General features: G+C 41.6%; 17 protein-coding genes. 11 read left to right on the top strand and 6 right to left on the bottom strand.

The window, feature by feature from the left end; translation table 11 throughout:
* Positions 1-12: 12 nt before the first annotated feature.
* Positions 13-2274 carry a putative bifunctional diguanylate cyclase/phosphodiesterase gene (locus L2672_RS00190; RefSeq protein WP_248993813.1) on the bottom strand — a complete coding sequence of 754 codons (2262 nt, stop codon included), beginning with the start codon at positions 2272-2274 and terminating at the stop codon, positions 13-15.
* Between the two features lie 276 nt (positions 2275-2550).
* Between L2672_RS00190 and thpR the strand changes: the two genes are divergently transcribed.
* Together thpR and L2672_RS00180 are read left to right on the top strand one after the other, a co-directional pair.
* Positions 2551-3102, top strand: coding sequence for an RNA 2',3'-cyclic phosphodiesterase (gene thpR / locus L2672_RS00185; RefSeq protein ID WP_248993812.1), 552 nt, complete (start codon positions 2551-2553; stop codon positions 3100-3102).
* A 325-nt stretch (positions 3103-3427) separates the two neighbouring features.
* The gene (locus L2672_RS00180) at positions 3428-3658 is read left to right on the top strand and encodes a DUF2188 domain-containing protein (protein ID WP_248993811.1); all 231 of its coding nucleotides are present in this window, start codon (positions 3428-3430) and stop codon (positions 3656-3658) included.
* Between the two features lie 958 nt (positions 3659-4616).
* Here L2672_RS00180 and pepB read toward each other — a convergent pair.
* Positions 4617-5891 (bottom strand): aminopeptidase PepB, encoded by a 1275-nt coding sequence (gene pepB / locus L2672_RS00175; protein WP_248993810.1) that lies wholly within the window; start codon positions 5889-5891, stop codon positions 4617-4619.
* A gap of 335 nt (positions 5892-6226) precedes the next feature.
* Between pepB and sfsA the strand changes: the two genes are divergently transcribed.
* From sfsA to L2672_RS00135, 8 genes are all read left to right on the top strand, one after another.
* Positions 6227-6940, top strand: a complete 714-nt coding sequence (gene sfsA / locus L2672_RS00170; protein WP_248993809.1) for a DNA/RNA nuclease SfsA — start codon at positions 6227-6229, stop codon at positions 6938-6940.
* A gap of 108 nt (positions 6941-7048) precedes the next feature.
* A complete protein-coding gene (gene dksA, locus L2672_RS00165) occupies positions 7049-7492 on the top strand; it encodes an RNA polymerase-binding protein DksA (RefSeq protein ID WP_248993808.1) in 444 nt (147 codons plus the stop codon).
* 72 nt (positions 7493-7564) lie between these two features.
* Positions 7565-8431, top strand: a complete 867-nt coding sequence (gene gluQRS, locus L2672_RS00160; RefSeq protein WP_248993807.1) for a tRNA glutamyl-Q(34) synthetase GluQRS — start codon at positions 7565-7567, stop codon at positions 8429-8431.
* A 250-nt stretch (positions 8432-8681) separates the two neighbouring features.
* Positions 8682-9995 carry a polynucleotide adenylyltransferase PcnB gene (gene pcnB, locus L2672_RS00155; RefSeq protein WP_248994285.1) on the top strand — a complete coding sequence of 438 codons (1314 nt, stop codon included), beginning with the start codon at positions 8682-8684 and terminating at the stop codon, positions 9993-9995.
* A gap of 2 nt (positions 9996-9997) precedes the next feature.
* Positions 9998-10480, top strand: coding sequence for a 2-amino-4-hydroxy-6-hydroxymethyldihydropteridine diphosphokinase (gene folK / locus L2672_RS00150; RefSeq protein ID WP_248993806.1), 483 nt, complete (start codon positions 9998-10000; stop codon positions 10478-10480).
* A gap of 65 nt (positions 10481-10545) precedes the next feature.
* Positions 10546-11340: a 3-methyl-2-oxobutanoate hydroxymethyltransferase gene (gene panB, locus L2672_RS00145; RefSeq protein ID WP_248993805.1), complete on the top strand. Its 795-nt coding sequence runs from the start codon at positions 10546-10548 to the stop codon at positions 11338-11340.
* 21 nt (positions 11341-11361) lie between these two features.
* On the top strand, positions 11362-12207 hold the full coding sequence (gene panC / locus L2672_RS00140; RefSeq protein ID WP_248993804.1) for a pantoate--beta-alanine ligase: 846 nt from the start codon (positions 11362-11364) through the stop codon (positions 12205-12207).
* A 303-nt stretch (positions 12208-12510) separates the two neighbouring features.
* On the top strand, positions 12511-13035 hold the full coding sequence (locus L2672_RS00135) for a DUF4124 domain-containing protein (RefSeq protein WP_248993803.1): 525 nt from the start codon (positions 12511-12513) through the stop codon (positions 13033-13035).
* Positions 13036-13239: 204 nt separating this feature from the next.
* On the opposite strand, the gene L2672_RS00130 is transcribed toward L2672_RS00135, so the two are convergent.
* From L2672_RS00130 to L2672_RS00115, 4 genes are all read right to left on the bottom strand, one after another.
* Entirely contained in the window at positions 13240-15942 is a 2703-nt protein-coding gene (locus L2672_RS00130) for a TonB-dependent receptor plug domain-containing protein (protein WP_248993802.1), read from the bottom strand.
* A 91-nt stretch (positions 15943-16033) separates the two neighbouring features.
* Positions 16034-18868 carry a hypothetical protein gene (locus tag L2672_RS00125; RefSeq protein ID WP_248993801.1) on the bottom strand — a complete coding sequence of 945 codons (2835 nt, stop codon included), beginning with the start codon at positions 18866-18868 and terminating at the stop codon, positions 16034-16036.
* 342 nt (positions 18869-19210) lie between these two features.
* On the bottom strand, positions 19211-19387 hold the full coding sequence (locus L2672_RS00120; protein WP_248993800.1) for a DUF3012 domain-containing protein: 177 nt from the start codon (positions 19385-19387) through the stop codon (positions 19211-19213).
* A gap of 58 nt (positions 19388-19445) precedes the next feature.
* On the bottom strand, positions 19446-19811 hold the full coding sequence (locus L2672_RS00115; protein ID WP_248993799.1) for a SpoIIAA family protein: 366 nt from the start codon (positions 19809-19811) through the stop codon (positions 19446-19448).
* Positions 19812-19954: 143 nt separating this feature from the next.
* Here L2672_RS00115 and arfB point away from each other — a divergent pair, with 143 nt between their 5' ends.
* Entirely contained in the window at positions 19955-20374 is a 420-nt protein-coding gene (gene arfB / locus L2672_RS00110; protein WP_248993798.1) for an alternative ribosome rescue aminoacyl-tRNA hydrolase ArfB, read from the top strand.
* Positions 20375-20480 lie beyond the last annotated feature (106 nt).

Here is a 20480-nt window from a genome sequence, read left to right as displayed (position 1 = left end):
TTTTTACTGAAGTTAACGCACTGCTAACCAAGGTTCGCGAACGCCTGAGGTTAATGAAGCCAGTGGGCAAGGCTTGTTAATCGCATATCCTTGACCATAATCGACACCTAGAGATTTAAGCTTTATACCAATTTCAGTGCTTTCCACAAACTCGGCTATCACCTCAAAATCCATATCTATAGATAATTGACATATGGCTGAAACAATCGCCTTATCACTTCTGTCACTACAAACATTAACCACAAATTGACCATCTATTTTCACAAAATCAACGTCTAAAGTTTTTAAATAAGCAAAGCTCGAAAAACCTGAGCCAAAATCATCTAGGGCTAACTTACACCCCATAGGTCTTAATAAGTCGATTAACGCTGTGGCTTGATCTAATTGGCTCACTGCGGCAGTTTCAGTTATTTCAAAACACAATTTACTGACCAGCTCAGGTTCAACCATTAAACGCATTTCTAACCAACCCATGAACTTTTTATCGGCTAACGACATCGCCGACAAATTCACCGAAACCATCGATATTTCATGCCAAATTTTAAGGTTCTCGCTGCCCCATTTAAGTAAATTATCTATCACCCAGCGATCTATTTTAGACGCTAAGTTATAACGTTCTGCAGCGGGTAAAAATATTGCAGGCGATACATATGTGCCATCTTCTTGCACCATACGGAGCAATATTTCCATATGAAGACCTGACTCATTCTTCTCTAAAGGCTCAATGAGTTGATAAAACAATTCGAATTGGTTTAACGCTAATGCCCCAGTAATATCAACTGATGCCACCATTTGTGAATATAAAGAATGTATTTGCGGATCATCTGGGCTGAAATAGTGCCAACGATTGCGGCCGTCTTCTTTGGCGAGACGACAGGCAGCATCGGCTTGGCTCATCACTTCATAAATATCCGCGGCGGCAGGATTAAATGTGGCCACCCCCATACTGATGCTAACGTTATGTTTCACCTTTTTCCATCGGAATTCATGTTCACTTAACTGCTGACAAATGCGCTTGGCGACTTGTTGAGCCGCACTCTTATCCGAGTAATACATCAAAATGCCAAATTCATCACCACCAAGTCGAGCAACAATATCCCCTTTTCTGACTAATTGTTTCAAGCGTTTTGACACTTGCTGCAATAACTCGTCACCGGCTTGATGACCACTCAAGTCGTTAACCACTTGAAACTGGTCTAAATCGAGAAATGCGACACAGGCTTGAGGTGCGTCTTCATTATTCAGTAGCTCGTCTAACATCCCTTCAAATTGCAAACGATTTGGCAAGCCCGTTAAGGCATCATGGTTAGAATGAAAAGTCAGTTCATCTGCTAACCGGTAGCGCTCTGTCACATCCTCAACCATCATAAGTAGCTGTTTATGCACATTAAGCGCATGACAAAAACTCATCTTATACCAGTGTGTATTAAAGCCAATTTTGATAGGAACTTCACACCATGCTTGGCGTAAAACCCCTTCTCGAACAATATGCAAAGTATCTTTAAGAAGTTCATGGTCATCGCGATGAAGTAAATCAAACAAGCTTTGGCCAATTTCAAAACTCAACATGACTTCAGAGACATTATTTTGAATAACCACATTATTTTTAACGTCTATCAATGCGCACGCCATAGGCAGGTTACTGAACAGCTCTTGATACTGCTTTTCTTTATTATCAATCAGTAATGATAAACGCTGTAACTCAAATGCACTGGCCAATTGAAAGCCATGCTCTTCTAACTTAGCTTGCCAGAAACAATTACTGCTATTGGCTGACTCCGTTGTAAACTCAGCAAAAGATAACCCAATAAGTATCATCGACACATTGCCGACTTCAATAACGGGAGTGACTTCACCATGATGAATAACAACCTCATCGCCTAAAAAACGGGTTAACGTGTTAGTGATTTCAGTGGCTTGTGGGGTCGCTGGGGAAACTTGTGATTGATGAAAAGAAATGGCTTCATTAAGACTCAGTAATTGGTCAATAAATGCAACATTCGACTCTATTTTATGCGTCATCTCTGCCTGTATATTTCTGAAATCATTAAAATGACTAGCAACAGTATTATACGAGGTATCAACAATATCCAAACTAGGCGAGAAGGTATTGTTACTATGACAATTTTTGATAGCAAACACGGCATTACAATTTAATTGCTTACACAGTAGCGCCAATACTTCATCAATGATCATAATGGATGAATTCGACTGCTCGACCAGTGCGTTCGGTGTTAACGCAGATTTTAATAATTGAGATGTAGTTTCCGTCATTAATAAACTCTGTTGGTTTTCCTACCTTACCGAAGCAAATGAAACAATGTATTGACTCCAGTACCGCTAAAAACTTGTTATAAAAAAGGACGAGTTATACATTGTTAATGATTATCGCTCCTTGATTAACCATATTCACTGGTCACTGATTGTGTATAGATCCACAGCAATGCTGACAACCTATTAAACAATAGTTGAAAACAAGATGTTAGTCAGTATTTCTGCATGAAAATTTTTAAAACCATTCAAAAGTAACAACTAAAAAAGTAGCCATAGATGAAAAAACATACAGACAGCGTCAATAAAAGGTTATTTATCGGCTTTAGTGTCAAAAAACAGCATGTCGGTTATTTGGCTGATATACAACAAGAGTTAACCTCAATAATTAATTCACAAGCTGTTGCAGTGAAGCCAAGTAATTTTCATATGACATTGTGCTTTTTAGGCCAAGTTTTTGAGCACAATATTCTACAGTTAATTAGTGAGTATGATGGTTTACTAAAACCGACATTTACAATTCAACTAGATACCTTAGATGTTTGGCCTAAGCCTAGAATAATGTGTATCACCGGCGAAGCACCAGCCGAACTCATGGCAATGGCCAACTCTGCACAAGACATCGCCACTCGCTTAAAACTTCATAGCTCAGTTTATCCTTATCGCCCACATGTAACTTTATTTCGCAAAGCGAAACCGTCAACACAAGAGATAAACCCTAAATTTTCGCCAGTGGTTATCAGCCCGACACAACTCAATTTATATGAATCAACCAGCACCCCAGCGGGAGTAAAGTACTCGATTATTCATCACTGGCCTCTGGTCACGTAACAACTTTCGGAGGACATTAAAGTTTGCAACTTTTCTACTTCTGAAACGTGTTTTTGGACATTTTTGGATTAAATTATCGAATTGATTACCAGTAGCTTAGATGAAAAAAGTATCTCAACTGGTTAAATTAACTCTGACCCCAAATATTAAGACGGCCAAAGAGCTGTACGGTTAACAACCACCAACAGTTTTTTTTACCTTCAACTTATCCACAACTTTCTAATAAAACCCGTACTTGAAAACCCCACACAATAACCATATCTTGTATACAGGCTAACTCAAAGCACCATATCTTGTGCTGGTTAAGCCAGTGGAGGTTTTAAGAATGTCTAGAAAAACAACTCATGTAACCCCCCATAAGGATGGGTGGCAAGTAAAGTCAGGTGGTTCGGATAGAGCCTATCGAGTAACTAAAACTAAAGCTGAAGCTGAGGCTATCGGGAGGTCGTTTAGTCAGGGTAGAGAAAGCGAGTTTATTATTCATGGAAGAGATGGAAAGATCCAACGGGCAGATAGTCATGGTGGCGATCCGTTCCCGCCAAGAGATAAAAAGTAAAACAGGCAACGAAAGCATTTCGTCACCTGCTTACTAATATATCTAAGTACATGAGCGTGGGTTGCAGCCCCGCTCACTTTTTCTAGTGAGCCCTCATGCACACAAATAAGTTTATAACAATAAACTATAGTTTTGCACTGACTATTTTGTGTTCTAAAATTCTAATTAATGCTTCGATTGATGTGGGCAACGTAAATTGCTCAATACTATAGAGCTTGTTTAGGCAATTTCTAGACATAAACGTGTTACAGATACCAACTTTATAATTTTTGTACCTTTGCTCAGACACAGAAGACCATAACTTCAATCTAACCAATTGCCTGCCGCTGGGATGTTCAGGATGAACGGAATGTCGCGATCACATGGATGTGAAAGAGCGACCTTGTGCAAATAATCCAGCGAGACGCCGCAAGCACTTCCCTGTGGGCTTAACCAAAACATCCATGTTTTGGATACTCGCTGGCTCATCTGCACCTTGATTATTGTCTCTTCGATTTAACCTTGTTTTTGACTACCAATCTAAAATCAAAAGCATGAAGTTTATATATTGATGATTTCATTTGAATTGAGGGCATCGAGAAAAAATCGTGAGCTTGGCATGGATGCCAAGCTAGCTTACGTTAGGCCAGGGACGGCCTATCGGAAGCGTTAGAGCTTTTCGACAATGACCGAAGACGGCTAAAGATGAGGTTAAAAGCTGGAACAATCCCCATCGAAAATTATGCGCTTTTCAGCATTTTTCGTCTGGGGCGCTGAGGGTTTCCAAAGGGGCGCAAGCGTTTTGCCCCTTTGGTCTGGTGTGGGCGAAGCGCCACGACGTTAGTGGCTGCAGGCCATATTCAACAAAACGCTGTCAGAGCGAGAGGCAAGCCATTAGCAAAAAAAAGCCATTAGCGAAAAGCTAATGGCTTATCAATACATTTGGGATCAGATTACCGCTCCAATTGAACCAAGTAACTTATCGTTTTAGTAACTCAGCAACCGTTAACACACCATGTGCGGTAGCGCCCGCGCCCCATAAAGCAGAGGCGTTATTTTCAAATGCTGCTGCTAAATCAATATGAAGCCAATTCGCTTCAGGACTGACAAAACGCCATAAGAAACCTGCGGCATTTGATGCTCCGCCCGCTCCGCCACCTTTAACAGGGCGACTGTTAGCCGTATCTGCATAGGCTGATGGACAAGTGTCTTTGTGCCAAGGGTCTAATGGTAAAGGCCATACATTTTCAGACACTGCAGCAGCACTTTCTTGGGCTAATTTAATCGTTTCAGCCTGTGGAGAAAATATCGCATTATATTGATTACTCACTGCCATTACCGCTGCACCCGTTAATGTTGCTGCATCAATAATCAACTTAGCGCCAGATTCTGAAGCCGCTTGCAAACCATCAGCTAATACTAAACGACCTTCAGCATCGGTATTAACAATTTCAACCGTCGTGCCGTTTTTATAAGTTAAAATGTCACCTAATTTGAATGCGTGGCCACTGACTAAGTTTTCTGCACAGCAAAGATAGAGTTTAACTCGCTTGTTCAAACCGGTTTTCATGGCTAAACCTAATGCCGCAGTTACCGTAGCTGCGCCACCCATATCACACTTCATGGTCAACATTCCTTCAGATGATTTCAGGCTATAACCGCCTGAATCAAAAGTAATGCCTTTACCCACTAATGCCACATCAACCGGAGCGCCTTCACCAATCGGGTTAAAATCAAGTTCTAATAATGCAGGTGGACGTTCACTTCCTCTACCTACCGCATGAATACCGACCCATTTTTTCTCTAGTAATTCTTGGCCTTCAATAATTGAGTAACTGACGTTGTTTCCACCAATATCTGTTAACCATTGTGCCGCTTGCTGAGCTAATTTAACCGGTGACAATTCTTCTGGGGTGTCATTAATCAATTTGCGCGCAAATGTCGCAGCGACTAAGCGATGCTCAAGTAATTGTTTCTCGGCATCATCACCACACCATCCAACTTGATAGCCCGGTTTAGCACTGGCAAAACCTTGGGCAAATACCCACTGTAAATCAACCGTCCATAACTCACCTTCAAGCTGAACTTGGCTAATGCCTTGACTGCGAATTTTTCTGGCCGCCATTTGCACTTGGCGTAATGGATCTGCACCGTTTAGATGAATAACACTATTCTGTCCTTCATATGTCACATCGGCTTTGCCCCAATGTTCTGCGGGTGCTTGCTGGGTTAATAAAACATTCATAACTTGCATAGTAAATCCTTGTAATTGCGACCATTTACACCAATCACGATTGGTATCACACATCATTTAGCAGATAATATGTTGCTAAACGAAGCGAACAAATATGGTATCCAGTATATCAGTAGTCACATTGTTTTATCTAATGCCAATCACGATAAGTAAGCTTACAAAAATAGCCTTGGGAAAATGCTTGAGAACAAGGTAGATTTTTCAATAAGTAATTATTCTACAATCAAAAATATAACGCCTTTAACAAGTATTTTAACAAGCTAGGGTGATCAATTATTTATTGCGATTGGTATAATGGTGTATGGTGAGCATTATTTGCTGAATGATTTATTCTCATGGACTTTACTCCCCCATTGCAAAAGGGGCGTTTAATTAAACGTTATAAACGCTTTTTAACCGATTTAGTGCTTGAAGATGGCACAGAATTAACCATTCATTGCCCTAATACCGGGTCAATGAAAAACTGTCTATATCCTGGGCAAACCGTGTGGTATTCGCAATCTGACAACCCAAAACGCAAATATCCCCATACCTTTGAAATAATGCAAACCGATGCTGGTCACTCAATTGGCATTAACACTGGCAGAGCTAACGCCCTAGCAGAAGAAGCCATTATAAATGGTGTCATACCAGAATTAGAGGGGTATGATACCTTACAAAGAGAAGTCAAATACGGTGAAGAAAATAGTCGGATAGACATTCTTTTAACTAGCCAAGAAAAACCTAAGTGCTATATTGAAATTAAAAGTTGCACTTTATTAGAGCATGACACGGGCTACTTCCCGGATGCGGTAACTACCCGAGGTCAAAAGCATTTAAGGGAGCTCACCCAAATGGTGCAACAGGGACACCGCGCTGTATTATTGTTTGTGGTACAGCACAGTGGTATTTTTCAAGTCAAACCAGCAACACATATCGACCCACAGTACGCAGACTTATTGACATTAGCCGTTGACCAAGGCGTTGAAATACTGGCATACCGGACCGAGATAACCCCTCAAGCCAGTAAAATAATTGGCCCATGCGAAGTAATTACTAAGATCAAATAATAATTATTTATCAAGTAAAAAGTTTGCCACGCTATACAGATTCTGCTATAGATAGCGGCCGTAAATTTAAGACGCAATTTAAACGCAAACGATTACAGGAGATGCGTTATGCCTGAAGGCACTAAAAAACTTGGCGTACTCGCTATCGCAGGTGTAGAACCTTACCAGGAGAAACCTGGCGAGGAATATATGAATACCACTCAACGTGGTCACTTTAAATTGATCCTCGAAGCATGGCGTAACCAATTGCGTGAAGAAGTCGATCGCACACTGACTCATATGCAAGACGAAGCGGCAAACTTCCCAGATCCTGTTGACCGCGCTGCGCAGGAAGAAGAGTTCAGCTTAGAGCTTCGCGCTCGTGATAGAGAACGTAAACTGATCAAGAAAATTGAGAAAACATTACAAAAAATCGAGGAAGATGATTTTGGGTTCTGTGACTCATGTGGCATCGAAATCGGCATTCGTCGTTTAGAGGCCCGCCCCACTGCTGACCAATGTATTGACTGCAAAACCCTTGCAGAAATCAAAGAAAAGCAAATGGCTGGTTAATTACGTTTAGGGCGAGGTTATTCTCGCCCTTTTCTATTACCTTTACCTTACATAGTATTTAATACCAAGGTTATGTCTTATATTGGACGCTTCGCTCCATCCCCTTCTGGCTCACTTCATTTCGGTTCATTAGTTGCCGCACTTGGTAGTTATCTGCGCGCCCACAGCCAAAACGGTCAGTGGTTGGTGCGTATGGAAGACCTTGACCCACCAAGAGAAGTTGCCGGTGCCAGTGATGATATTCTTCGCACCCTTGAAGCCTTTGGGTTAAATTGGCATGGCAGTGTGTTATATCAAAGTCATCGCTATGACGCTTACCAAGATTGCATTAACCAATTACTTCAACAAAATAACGCTTATTACTGCCAATGTACCCGAAAAATGATTCAAGCCATGGGCGGTACCTATGATGGACGATGCGGCGCTTCTCCCCAAAGCCTCAATCAAGGTGCTATCCGCATTAAAAATGATGCCAAGGTGAATTCTTTTCGCGATATAAACCACGGTGATGTAAAAGTTGACCCCAATTTCGCCAGCGAAGATTTTATTATTAAGCGCAGTGATGGGTTATTTGCTTATCAGCTAGCCGTAGTATTAGACGACGCTTACCAAGGCATTAATGAGGTTGTCAGAGGCAGTGATTTATTAGAGGCCAGTTGTCGACAAATCAGTTTATTTCAAATGCTGAATTTACCCACGCCCAAATGGTTACACCTACCACTAGCATGTGCTCGCAAAGGGTTTAAATTATCTAAGCAAAATCATGCAGATGCCATTAATCCGCAGCGACCGCAAAAAAACTTACATGACGCACTGTGCTTTTTAGGACAACCTAAAGTTGATACTGATACCGTTGATAGAATGTTAGCGCAAGCAATTAGCCAGTTTTCATTGGCCAGTATCCCAAAGCAAATTGAAGTTATTTGGCCTGAAACTTAAAGGCATAAAGACCGTTCAGGCAAGTGATTAAACGCAAAATTCAGCGCACTTATCATCTTCATCAACTACTCATTCTGATACATTTGGTATATCATACCCGCCAGATTTTTAATCAATTTATTTAGTGTCAACGAGGTGTATTATTTTTCGCCGTATTAGCCAGTTCTGCAAACAATTATTTGAAAGTAATCAAGCAGCGCCCGAGCCTGAAATGCCGTCAGAAGCACAAGACGGTTTACAATTGGACATCATTTCACGTGATAGCCACGATATTTCACGCCGTCAAATCAGTGAAAATGCACTTAAAGTGCTTTATAGACTGCATAAGTCTGGCTACAAGGCTTATTTAGTTGGTGGCGGTGTACGTGATATTTTATTGGGTTTACAGCCAAAAGACTTTGACGTTGTTACCAATGCCACTCCAGATGAAATCAAAAAATTATTTAGAAACTGCCGTTTAGTCGGCCGTAGATTTCGCTTAGCTCATATTGTTTTTGGTCGTGATGTGATTGAAGTGGCCACCTTTAGAGGCCACCACAAAGAAAATAGTGATGCGATTTCTAAGTCAAACTCTCAAGGCCGTTTATTGCGCGATAACGTCTACGGTGAAATTGACGAAGATGCTGAACGCCGCGACTTTACCGTCAACGCCCTATATTACGACATTAGCGACTACTCTATCCGCAGTTACGGCGGCGGTATCAATGACTTATATGATAGAACCATTAAGCTAATAGGTGACCCAGAAACCCGCTACCGCGAAGACCCTGTTCGGATGCTACGAGCCGTTCGGTTTGCCACTAAATTGGATATGAAAATTGATCCAATTACGGCTGAACCTATTAAAACGCTAGCACCATTACTGGCTGACATTCCAGCAGCCAGAATGTACGAAGAAGTGTTAAAGTTATTTTTTGCTGGTAAAGCGCAAGCCAATTACCAAATGATGCAAAAATATCATTTATTTGCCCCATTATTCCCATTGGTACATAAGTTAATTACTGAGTCACCAAAAGGCTACGGGGCAAAAATGCTTGATTCAGTCATGCGCAACACCGATGACAGAGTGAATCAAGATAAGTCTGTCACCCCAGCGTTCTTTTATGCGGCTATTTTATGGTATCCGCTAAAACAACGTGCCGATGACATTGCTTTAGAAAGTGGTTTACCTCTATATGATGCACACATTGCTGCAATGGGCGATGTGATGGAAGAACAATGTCGTACCATCAGTATTCCACGACGCTTTAGCACCCCAGCCAAAGATATATGGCAGTTACAAATGCGACTTGAACGTAGCCAAGGTACCCGCGCATTTAAATTATTAGAGCACCCTAAATTCAGAGCCGCCTATGATTTATTATTGCTTAGAGGCGAAGCTGAAGGTGGCAATGTTGCTAAGTTAGCTAATTGGTGGCAATCGTTTGTTGAAGCTGATGAACCACAACGCGCAGTGATTGCTAAAAGTGGCAACAAAGGCCGTGGTATTCGCAACCGTAATGCTACTCATCGCAAACGTAGACGTAAGCCTACAACCCCAAAAAACGATTCAACGGCAGAGTAACAATGGCGTTGGTTTATATTGCACTTGGGGCCAATCTTAATGACCCAATACAACAGCTTAACAAAGCTGTTGTTGCATTAAAAAACATTGCCATTGATAACAAGGTCACCGTATCGAGTTATTACAGTTCTACCCCTATGGGCGATATCGCCCAACCTGACTATGTCAATGCTGTCGCAGCACTAGACACTCAATTACCCCCTATTGAGTTACTCGATGCATTACAAAAAATAGAGCAAGATCAAGGTCGCGTTCGTAAAGAACACTGGGGGCCAAGAACGCTCGATTTAGATATACTGCTTTACGAAAATCAAACGATTAATATCCCCAGATTACAAGTGCCACATTACGGCATGAAACAACGTAGTTTTGTGATAGTGCCTTTAGCTGAAATAGCAGCTGATTTAGTTTTACCATGTCAACAGAGCGTAAAATCTTTGCTTACTGAAGACATGCAACAATCACTGCACAAAATAACCAGTTAATGGTGAAAAGTCCTGCTCTAACTTAGGTTCAAGCAGAAGTTTTAATGAATGTTTAAGAGTCCATTATGTCAAAAGTCACTAGTTCAACCTTGATGAAGTTTAAACAAGAAGGTAAGAAGTTTACTGCTCTAACTGCTTATGATGCGAGTTTTGCAGGCGCCTTTGATAGTGAAGGGATTGATGTTTTATTAGTCGGAGACTCTATGGGCATGGTATTACAAGGCCATGACGACACCCTACCTGTTACCATTGAAGATATTGCTTATCACACCGCATGCGTGCGTCGTGGTATTAAACGTAGCTTATTAATCGCTGACATGCCTTTTATGAGCTATGCCACCCCACAACAAACCATGGATAATGCTGCCAAGCTTATGCAAGCAGGCGCTAATATGGTGAAAGTAGAAGGTGGCCATTGGCTATTAGAAAGCGTTAAAATGCTGACTGAACGCGGTATTCCTGTTTGTGCCCACTTAGGCCTAACACCGCAATCAGTTCACGTATTCGGTGGCTTTAAAGTACAAGGTCGTGATGCCGATAACGCCCAACGTATTATGGATGAAGCCAAAGCTTTACAAGCAGCCGGAGCTCAACTTTTAGTATTAGAATGTATTCCAGCCGCGTTAGCTAAGTCGATTACTGAGGCTCTAGCCATTCCAGTAATTGGTATTGGCGCGGGCGCTGATACAGACGGCCAAATTTTAGTGATGCACGATGTTTTAGGGATTTCTAGTGGTTATATTCCACGTTTTTCAAAAAATTACTTAAAGCAAACTGGTGAAATACGCAGTGCCATTCGAGCTTATATTGAAGAAGTGGCCGACGGCAGCTTTCCTGCTGAAGAGCATATTTTTAACTAATTTTTGCAGGTTTAATTGAAAATGATCACCACTGCCAATATTGCTGATATTCGCACCCAAGTTAACGCATGGCGCCAACAAGGCGAGTCGGTTGCTTTTGTTCCTACCATGGGTAATTTACACCAAGGGCATATTACTTTAGTCACCGAAGCCTTAACGCAAGCCGATCATGTTGTTGTATCGATTTTTGTTAACCCGATGCAGTTTGGTAAAAATGAAGATCTAGATGCCTACCCAAGAACCCTTGAAGCGGATTCAAGGGCATTAATTGAGGCCGGTGCAGAGTTATTATTTACCCCAACCCCAGAGATTATTTACCCAAAAGGGTTAGACAAGCAAACTTTTGTTGATGTGCCTGAAATTGGTGATGAGCTTTGTGGCGCAAGCCGTCCAGGACACTTTAGAGGTGTCGCCACCATCGTCAACAAGCTGTTTAACATTGTTCAGCCTGACTTAGCCTTTTTCGGCAATAAAGATTTTCAACAATTATTGGTCATAAAAACCATGGTTGAAGATTTATCTATGCCCATCAAAGTTATTGGCGTAGACACCATTCGTGAGCCGTCAGGATTAGCCATGAGTTCTCGCAATGGTTATTTGACCACAGAAGAAAAAGCCATTGCTTGCACGCTTAAGCAATCTTTAGACATGATGGCCGAAGGTATTAAACAAGGCCGCTCAATTGCTGAAGTGACAAAACAAGCCACTAACATGTTAATTGAGGCAGGTTTTAAGCCTGATTATTTAGAAGTTCGCAATGCTAATAACTTAAAAATTGCCGCTGCTGATAATACAGAGCTGGTGATTGTTGCGGCAGCTTATTTAGGCAAAGCAAGATTAATTGATAACCTTACCTTCTCAAAATAATTAACCTTTTACGGCTTTAAAATCAGCCCTGTTCATCAGGGCTGATTTATTTCAACGTAAGTTTGTTTCAAGTGAATCAACCCCAATATGAAAAAACCTCACACAGTAACAATAAGTTACATGTGTCAATAAAAAATCAATTGTCAAAAAAGTGCTTTTATCGTTACACTAATAAATGTTTCATAAAGGTTAATTCAATCCACTAGTTTTTATGCGGTAAGCCTACGATGATCCTATACTGTGAATAACCTGAACTCAGGTTAAATAGGTATATCGTGGAATAACAGAAGGATATGTGGCCGCATGGCAAAAATATTCAATATCATGGTGTTATTACTTAGCCCAACACTGGCGCTAGCGAACACTAATGCTATTTATAAATGCATGAAAGACAATAAAGTGGTCTTCAGCCATAGCGTATGCCCACAAGAATTTCGCCAACATAAAATTGAATATGAAAACGGAGTCACCACTGAAATTGACTCTGACAAACGCGAATTAAAACAAGACCCACTTCAAGCACTATTAAAGAAGCAAACCATTTCTAAAGAAAAGCTTTTACAGTTATTGGCTGGTGAGATATATAGGCTAAAGCAAGAAAACAGCTATTTTGAGATTCTACGCGCAAGCGAAATTCAAAAACTTGACCGTAAACGTTTTTGGCAAGATAACTCTAAAGATGACCCTAGTTACGGGCTTGAACTTCAAGAAATTAATCAACGATTTGATGATTTAACCTTAAATAATCTCAATGTAATTGACCTGCTGAATCAACATAAATCAAAAATAGAAAGTGAAGCATCACCTGACGAATTAATGAGTAAATAAACGACGATCCTGCAGAGTTATTCTCGCTATTTATTGCATTTGTTAATGACGTATTTTTACAGAATGTAACGCCGCAAACTGACAAAAAAAAGCCACTTTCTTGTTCCAAGAGAAAGTGGCCATGTACATTTTTAGTGACTGAAATGATGAGTAAAAGCCACTAAAAATAAGTACTCGGTTGAGGGTGCCCCCTCTAATTAATGGTTAATATTCATAGCTGAATTGTAAGGTATACTCTGTGCCAGGGTCTTTGGCATAAACCAGAATATCTTGTTGGTCATACTCAGTTGATTCCCCTAACAGGTTTTTCGCCTTTAACTTCACAGCCATACTTGTTGTTGGGAAAAAGCTATAGGTAAAATCAAGGCTATGAAACGGCTTTTCATACACATCATCTAGCCCGCCTCGGCCACCATAAGCAATTCGCTCACCAAAAACGTTATAAACCAATGTGGCGCTGTGATAACTATTCGATGAGTCATAACTCAGTTGCACATTAGCGACCCATTGCGAGTGCCCTGTCATTCGACGTTGAAGATTAGTCGGGTCAATTTCACCATTTGGGGCAATATCAATTTCTGAATCACCTAAGGTAAGGTTACCGGCTATGAAGAAGTCTTCCCATGCACTGCCTTCACTGATGAAGTCTAGCGTTTGTAAAAATTCTGCTTCAATACCATAAACATAACCCGACTCAGCATTATAAAACTTCAACTGCCGGCCTGCTTCAGATATACGCTGAATCGGCTCAATGGGAGCGTCAACATCTTTATAAAACGCGCCTAAACTATAGTTGTCACCTTCATCAGAATAGTATTCCCAACGAAGATCAAGGTTCATCATGTCTGAGCTGGTTAGCTCTGGATTACCAAAGAAATCAAAGCCGGTGACAGGGTCTTGAAACCGTACTGGAGACACTTCACGCAAGTCTGGACGCACAATGGTTTTACTGGCACCCAATCGCCATTGACTAGTATCCGTTTGCTTCCATGTTAACGACATTGACGGAAACCAGCCATCTTCCGCAATAGCATAATCTTGCAAGTCGTATCGGCCGCCCTCGTCTGAAATGTCACCTTCTGGGGTGATAGGCAACGTGACTCGACGAAAATCTTCATAACGCACGCCAGCATATAGCCGCCATACATCATCAAAATCTACATCTATTGCAATAAAGCCTGCGTCATTTTTCTCTGCGGCAATATAGTCTTCGGTATCAGTTGAAGCGTCTTTTAACTCTAGTGCTAATAGATTGTTGTTGATGTTGTCGTCTGAAAATATCTTATCGAAGTCTTCAGATAAAATATTGCCATTTGGATCTGTCGGGCTTAAATCAACATCAAAACCAAGGCGTGTGGCATAGCTTTCTCGGGTGCGCTCGTAATATTGATAGCCCACTTTAACCTTCATCAATGCACTATCAAATTGCACCGGATAAGCAAAGTCCCAACCGTAGTTTTGGCTATCATCTTGTAGGTTTGAATACACATATTTTGGCGCATCTTGGGTGTTCAAGTTACGTGAAACAGGCAGGTTAGCGTCATCTAAAATGACGTTGTAAGTGTATGATAATTCATTAGGCGCATTACGCTCTGACTGAGCATCAGAAAACATCCAGCTGAATTCAGCATCATTAAGTATCTCAATAAAGTGGTGCCCCTTAATTTGATTACTCATTAAGGTGCGTTCTTCATAATCAATACCATACACTTGTAATGCATTAGGCTCGCCAATGGTATCAATGGTTTCTTCAATACCCACAGAAACATCGTCAGAGGTGTCGCGTAAGTACGTGGTAAAGCTTTCAATTTTATGGTTATAGCCAATCTCTAACCCTAAATTGATCATCGCCGACATTTGCACTATTGAATCAGTGCCCAAAATATCTTGCTGATTTTCTACTTGGGTTTGCTCGCTATCACCATCTAACTCTACTTCATACTTACTGTAATTTTCAGCCTGTTCTTTGTAAGAGTAAGCAGCTAAAGCACCAAAAACCACATCATCGTTAATATCCCAGCGATCACCTATAGCAATATCGCCTCTAAACCCTGGGTCGGTACTTTCGGTTTTTACTGCCATATCTCGATACATGTCCAATGCCAGCTCACGATTCATTTGCTGAGCCATTGGGTAATTAATGACACCATTTGAACCACTCACAATATCAATGGGGCTAATACCACCGTACTGGTTTATGGTGTTATTAATGCTGGATGGCATGGTACGGGTGCCATCATCTTTACCCGTCCAGTCGTCACCACCACCGTTGTAGGTATAGGTGTCTTTGCTGTCATTCGTGTTATATCGGCCACCCACTGACGCTTTGAAAAAGAAATTAGCCGGTATGGCTTTAGTGCGAATATCCACATGCCCGCCACCAAAAGCGGCTGGCTTGTCAGCAGAGGCTGACTTTTGAACTGAAAGCGATTCAATAATAGAGGCCGGAAACATATCTAATGGCACCACATTTCGGGTGGGATCCGGTGAAGGCACAATGGCACTGTTGAGCGACGTACTTGAATAACGCTCACCCAGCCCTCGAACATAAATAAATTTGCCATCTTTGAGGGTTAACCCCGTTACACGACGCAATGCTGCGGCAGCGTCGCTGTCGCCGGTTCTCGAAATTTGTTCAGAGCCCATAATATCGGCAACATTAATTTGCTCACGTCGCTCTTCTGTTGCGGCCGACGCTGAGGTACGTAATCGACCAGTGACAGAAATCACTTCAATCGGCTCAATGGGAAAAGATTCATCAACAGGGCTTACAGGCTGATTACTTTGAACTTCTGTTGTGTTGTCTTGTGCGATAACCGGCGAGGCTGTTAATAACGCGCTGGCTGATAATACCGATATAATTGCGACCGTTAATTTGTTGGCGGTAAAGCTCGGCTTGGTTTTCATACGTGTTCTGTCCTGTATGCGGTTCAGATATAGCCGCTGCTATGACTTGGCTTAGCAAGCGGCTATTAACTTAAAGTGAGGTGGTGATTAATTACTGTGGAAAGTAAGCCCAACCTTGACGCCAGTCATTCTCTCCATCAAATGCACCAATAAAGGTGGTTGATTCAAAGAAGCTGTCATCTGCACTTAAGTCTTTACCTGTACCAATGAGTGCGGCATCAGATGTTGCTGGCATACCGTCAGTTAATGTCACTGCAGTTGTGGCATTACCTTCTTGGCCCATAAACCAAGTTTCAACGTTAATGGCATCAGTGGTGGCGGCATTGTCTGAGCTATATTTAAATGGCTCGTTACAATCAATCACTGAATGAGACATGGTCAACAAGCCGTCATTAACATTGTCTACTAGGCCAGCGTAGCTACCATCAAGCTCTAAACACTCACCAGACTCTGTAGTACTTGTTTCACCTTTTCGGCCTTGCACTAACACGTTGTAAAGTTCAGCAGCCGTGGCTACACGTAGTAAAATCCCTTCACCTTTGTCACCACTCGCATTTTCAATATCGGCACCCGGTAAAATGGTAAAGTTAGCCAGTTTAGGCTTAGAAACGGGCGTATCATTAGTCCCTTTGTGGCTATCACCTTCAATGCCGCGGTTGGCATTGCCATCTTCATGGGTGATGTAAACAAACTGCGCTTTACCCTGCCAGCCGTTTGTCCAGTCAAGGCTGTCGTCAAAGTTATCAGTTAAATACACATATTTAAGGTTGACTGCTCCGCCCCAAAACTCAACACCGTCATCGCCGTTAGCATGTACTTGAATATGGTCAACTTGAGTACCACTTCCTACTGCGGCAAACGAGATACCATTCATTTCTTGAGTATCGTTAACTTTAAAGCCTGCATACTTAACCACTACATAGCTTACTTGGCCGCTACTATCGGTGTTGTCGTTACCACCATATGGGAAATCACCCACTTCAAATGACGCATCACAGGCATTTTTATCAGGGCAAGTATTGGTTAAACCGTTACCCAGAACCACTAATCCGCCCCATTGGCCGCGTTCGCCTTGTGCTCCGGCGATAACATCTTGTTCAGAGGTCATTTCAATGGGGTAATCAGCACTACCTTGAGCCATAATTTTTGAACCACGGCTGATGACAATATAGCTATTGTCGGTGGCAAAAAGCTTGGTGCCTGCTTGAATCGCTAAGGTGGCAGAGTTTTCGTTATCACCACCCACAACCACAGCACCACCATCCACTTTATACATTACATTTTGACCCGCTAATAACGTGGTGTTATTCAACAGATTTCCTTGTAACGAACACACTAAGGTTACTGAATCATCTTTATAAAGACCGGCAACAACATCTTCAGATGTGGTTCCTACTGGGCAAGAGGTTAGCGTGGGTAATTCTGCAGGAGCCGTATCAACATCATCATGTATGGCAGTGGTCCAACCCTTAGTCCAATCATTTTTACCGTCAAATGCACCAACGTATTGTGCGTCGACTAAACGGTCATCCATGTTAGCAAGGTCAGCTTTACCGGCAGTAAGAGCAACCGACGATGAATTTGGCATATAGCCGTTTAAGTCAGAAGCCGCCACTAAGTTGCCTTGTTGACCTTTAAACCAAGCTTCAACGTCTAGCGATAATGTGCGCCCTTCAGCGTCATCTGGCTTAGCGTTTTTAAATGGCTCAACACAATCAATTAAGCTGTTTTCAACAACCAGATCTGCACTGTTAGCGTTATTAACTGTGTTGTCGTCATTAACTTCTAAACATTCACCTGAGTCGACATCACCTTTAACGAGTAAGTTGTAAGCAATTACCCCAGTTCCTTTACGGAATAAAATACCTTCGGCATCGTCACCACCAGAGTTAGCGCCATTAGCCACTTGAATGGTGACATTGGATAATAATGGTTTAGACATTGGGCTAGCGGCAGCGTCACTATTACTGTCTGCCTCAATACCGCGATTAGAACCGTTATCGGCTTGACGAATATAAACATGCTGAGCGCTACCCTGCCACCCATTAGTCCAATCTAATGAATCATCAAAGTTCTCGGTTAATACCACATTCGAAATAGAAACATTACCGCCCCAAAACTCAACGCCATCATCATTATTTAAATGCACTTGAATGTGGTCAACTTCAGTTCCACTGCCTACACCCGCAAAACTAATCCCGTTCATTTCTTGGGTATCATTAATTTTAAAACCACCAAATTCAACACGAACATACTTCAGCACGCCAGAGCTATCGGTTGTATCGTCACCACCATAGTTATAATTACCCACCTCAAATGAGGCATCACAATTGGCTAAGTCAGGGCAAGTATTAACAGGCGCGTTACCTAACAACACTAAACCACCCCACTGGCCAGCCTTACCTTCTTGACCTAATGCGGTTTCTGCTGAGGTGAATACAATTGGCGCTTCCATTTCACCTTCAGCCATAATGGTTGAGCCACGGCTAATAACTAAATATGAATCACTACCACCTAGAATTTTAGTGCCTGGTAAAATAGACAGTTCCACTGAGTTTTCATTGTCGCCACCAGCAATAACCGCTCCATCAAGCAGCCATACAACATCGTTTCCTAAGACAATTTCGTTACCGTTTTGACCGCCTGTAGACATCGTTGACGCCGCAGTTGATGGCGTTAATGTGCCACTTAACTGCCAAACTTCTTTACCGTCAACAGCAGCAAAAGTAGTGCTTTTAGTGGCAAAACCGCTATAGGCCTTTTCTTGTGGGGTTTGTGTTGGCGTTTCTGTTGGTGGGGTTGAAGGAGAAGTGACCTCGTCACCTCCAGTATTGATATTAATGTCACCACCACAACCAGCAAGGCCTAAAGTTGTTGCTAATGCAGTTGAAATTGCGGTTAATTTGAAAAGATTTTTCAGTTCCATTGTCATCTCCGAAGACGGATTTAAGTAAGTTCACATATGAATGTCGTTGTTGGGTGACAAACTTAAAGGACAAAAATGACAAAAAGACTGCTAAAAAATGACGGTTATATGGCTGATATGTTGCACAAATATTAACAAGGTGGCAGCACACGAATCACCGAGCAACAAAAAGCAAGCAAAAGTAACGAGCTAAAGAACATGATGTTCGATAAAAATCAGTTTGATTCAGAGGAAGAAAAAGCGGAGAAATGAAAAATTAATGACATAAATATGATCAGATACGGCTTTCACCGACTTGTTAGCGACAAATTGACGCTAACAAGTAACAGAAATTCACAGTGTTTAATTAAATACACAGTGCTTAGTGTAATCAGCAGCTTCATTGGTAGACCAATCACCGCTAGGTTTTTCTTTCATTTGCTTACACCAAGCTTCACTCCCCACTTCAGGAGCGCATGCGCTTAACCCACCCGCTAATACAACGACAAAAGATACGGCTAATAATTTCTTTAATAACATAATACTTCCTTGATTTTATATCACTCAGCACATGAAAAATGTCTGATTTAATAAATAGTTAGTTTTTTGACCGCTCAGAAACCCAAGCGATAGCATCTTGCTTTTGAGATAAAGGGAACCACGCGACCTCACCTTGCATAAACGGCCCCATTAATCGTACCGCATTGCCTACCCAATCAGGGCCGCCAACAAACACCAGCGCATCGAATTGGGGTAATTGTACTTCACCACTACCCGTTAATGAACCAAACTCCCACCCTTCTAATAACACATCAGCTTCAATATACAAGCAGACTTGTTGCCAATTTTCACGAGAACGACAAATGGCAGGTTGTAAGCAGGTTTGATAATCAGCAGTAGACAAACGACCACTGACAAATAAGCTAATTACACCGGGTTGAATTTCAGGTATTTGGCATAACATAGGCAGCTCCGTGCGACATAACCTTGGCGATAGGCTGCATAACGCAACTTAACATAGTTTGGTGTTGAGGTCGCAAATAATAACAAAAATTACTCAGCTCAATACATAACTATTTTTAATCTAAAAGTGATACCCTTATCAGTATGATAAATATTTCCCAAAACGTAACGCTAGAAGATAAAGAACTTGAATGGCAATTTGTACGCTCAAGTGGTGCTGGCGGACAACATATTAATAAAGTTTCGACCGCTGCTCAGCTAAGTTTTGACATCAATCAATCTTCGCTGCCTGATTTTTATAAACAAAAACTACTCGCCAAAGCGGATCACCGCATTACCCAAAGTGGCAAAATTATCATTAAGTGCCAACAATCGAGAAGCCAAGACTTTAATCGACAATTAGCCCTTGAGCAGTTTATCGAGTTAGTGAAAAGTGTCACCATTGTGGCGAAAAAACGCATCCCGACTCGCGCCACTAAAAACAGTCAAAAACGTCGAGTGGATGCTAAAAAACAACGTGGCGCAACCAAAGCACTAAGGCAAAATAAGTCACGTTTTGAATAAATTAGATTCATAAAGTATCACTGTTTATTCATATTGTGGTTTACTCGTTTGATGAGTTACGTTAAAACAATTATTCAGTTCATCTAATGTCATTGCCAAAGGATTA

It is taken from the genome of Shewanella gaetbuli (genome assembly GCF_023284065.1).
Lineage (GTDB): Bacteria > Pseudomonadota > Gammaproteobacteria > Enterobacterales > Shewanellaceae > Shewanella > Shewanella gaetbuli.
This window is presented reverse-complemented; position numbering and strand designations above follow the sequence as displayed.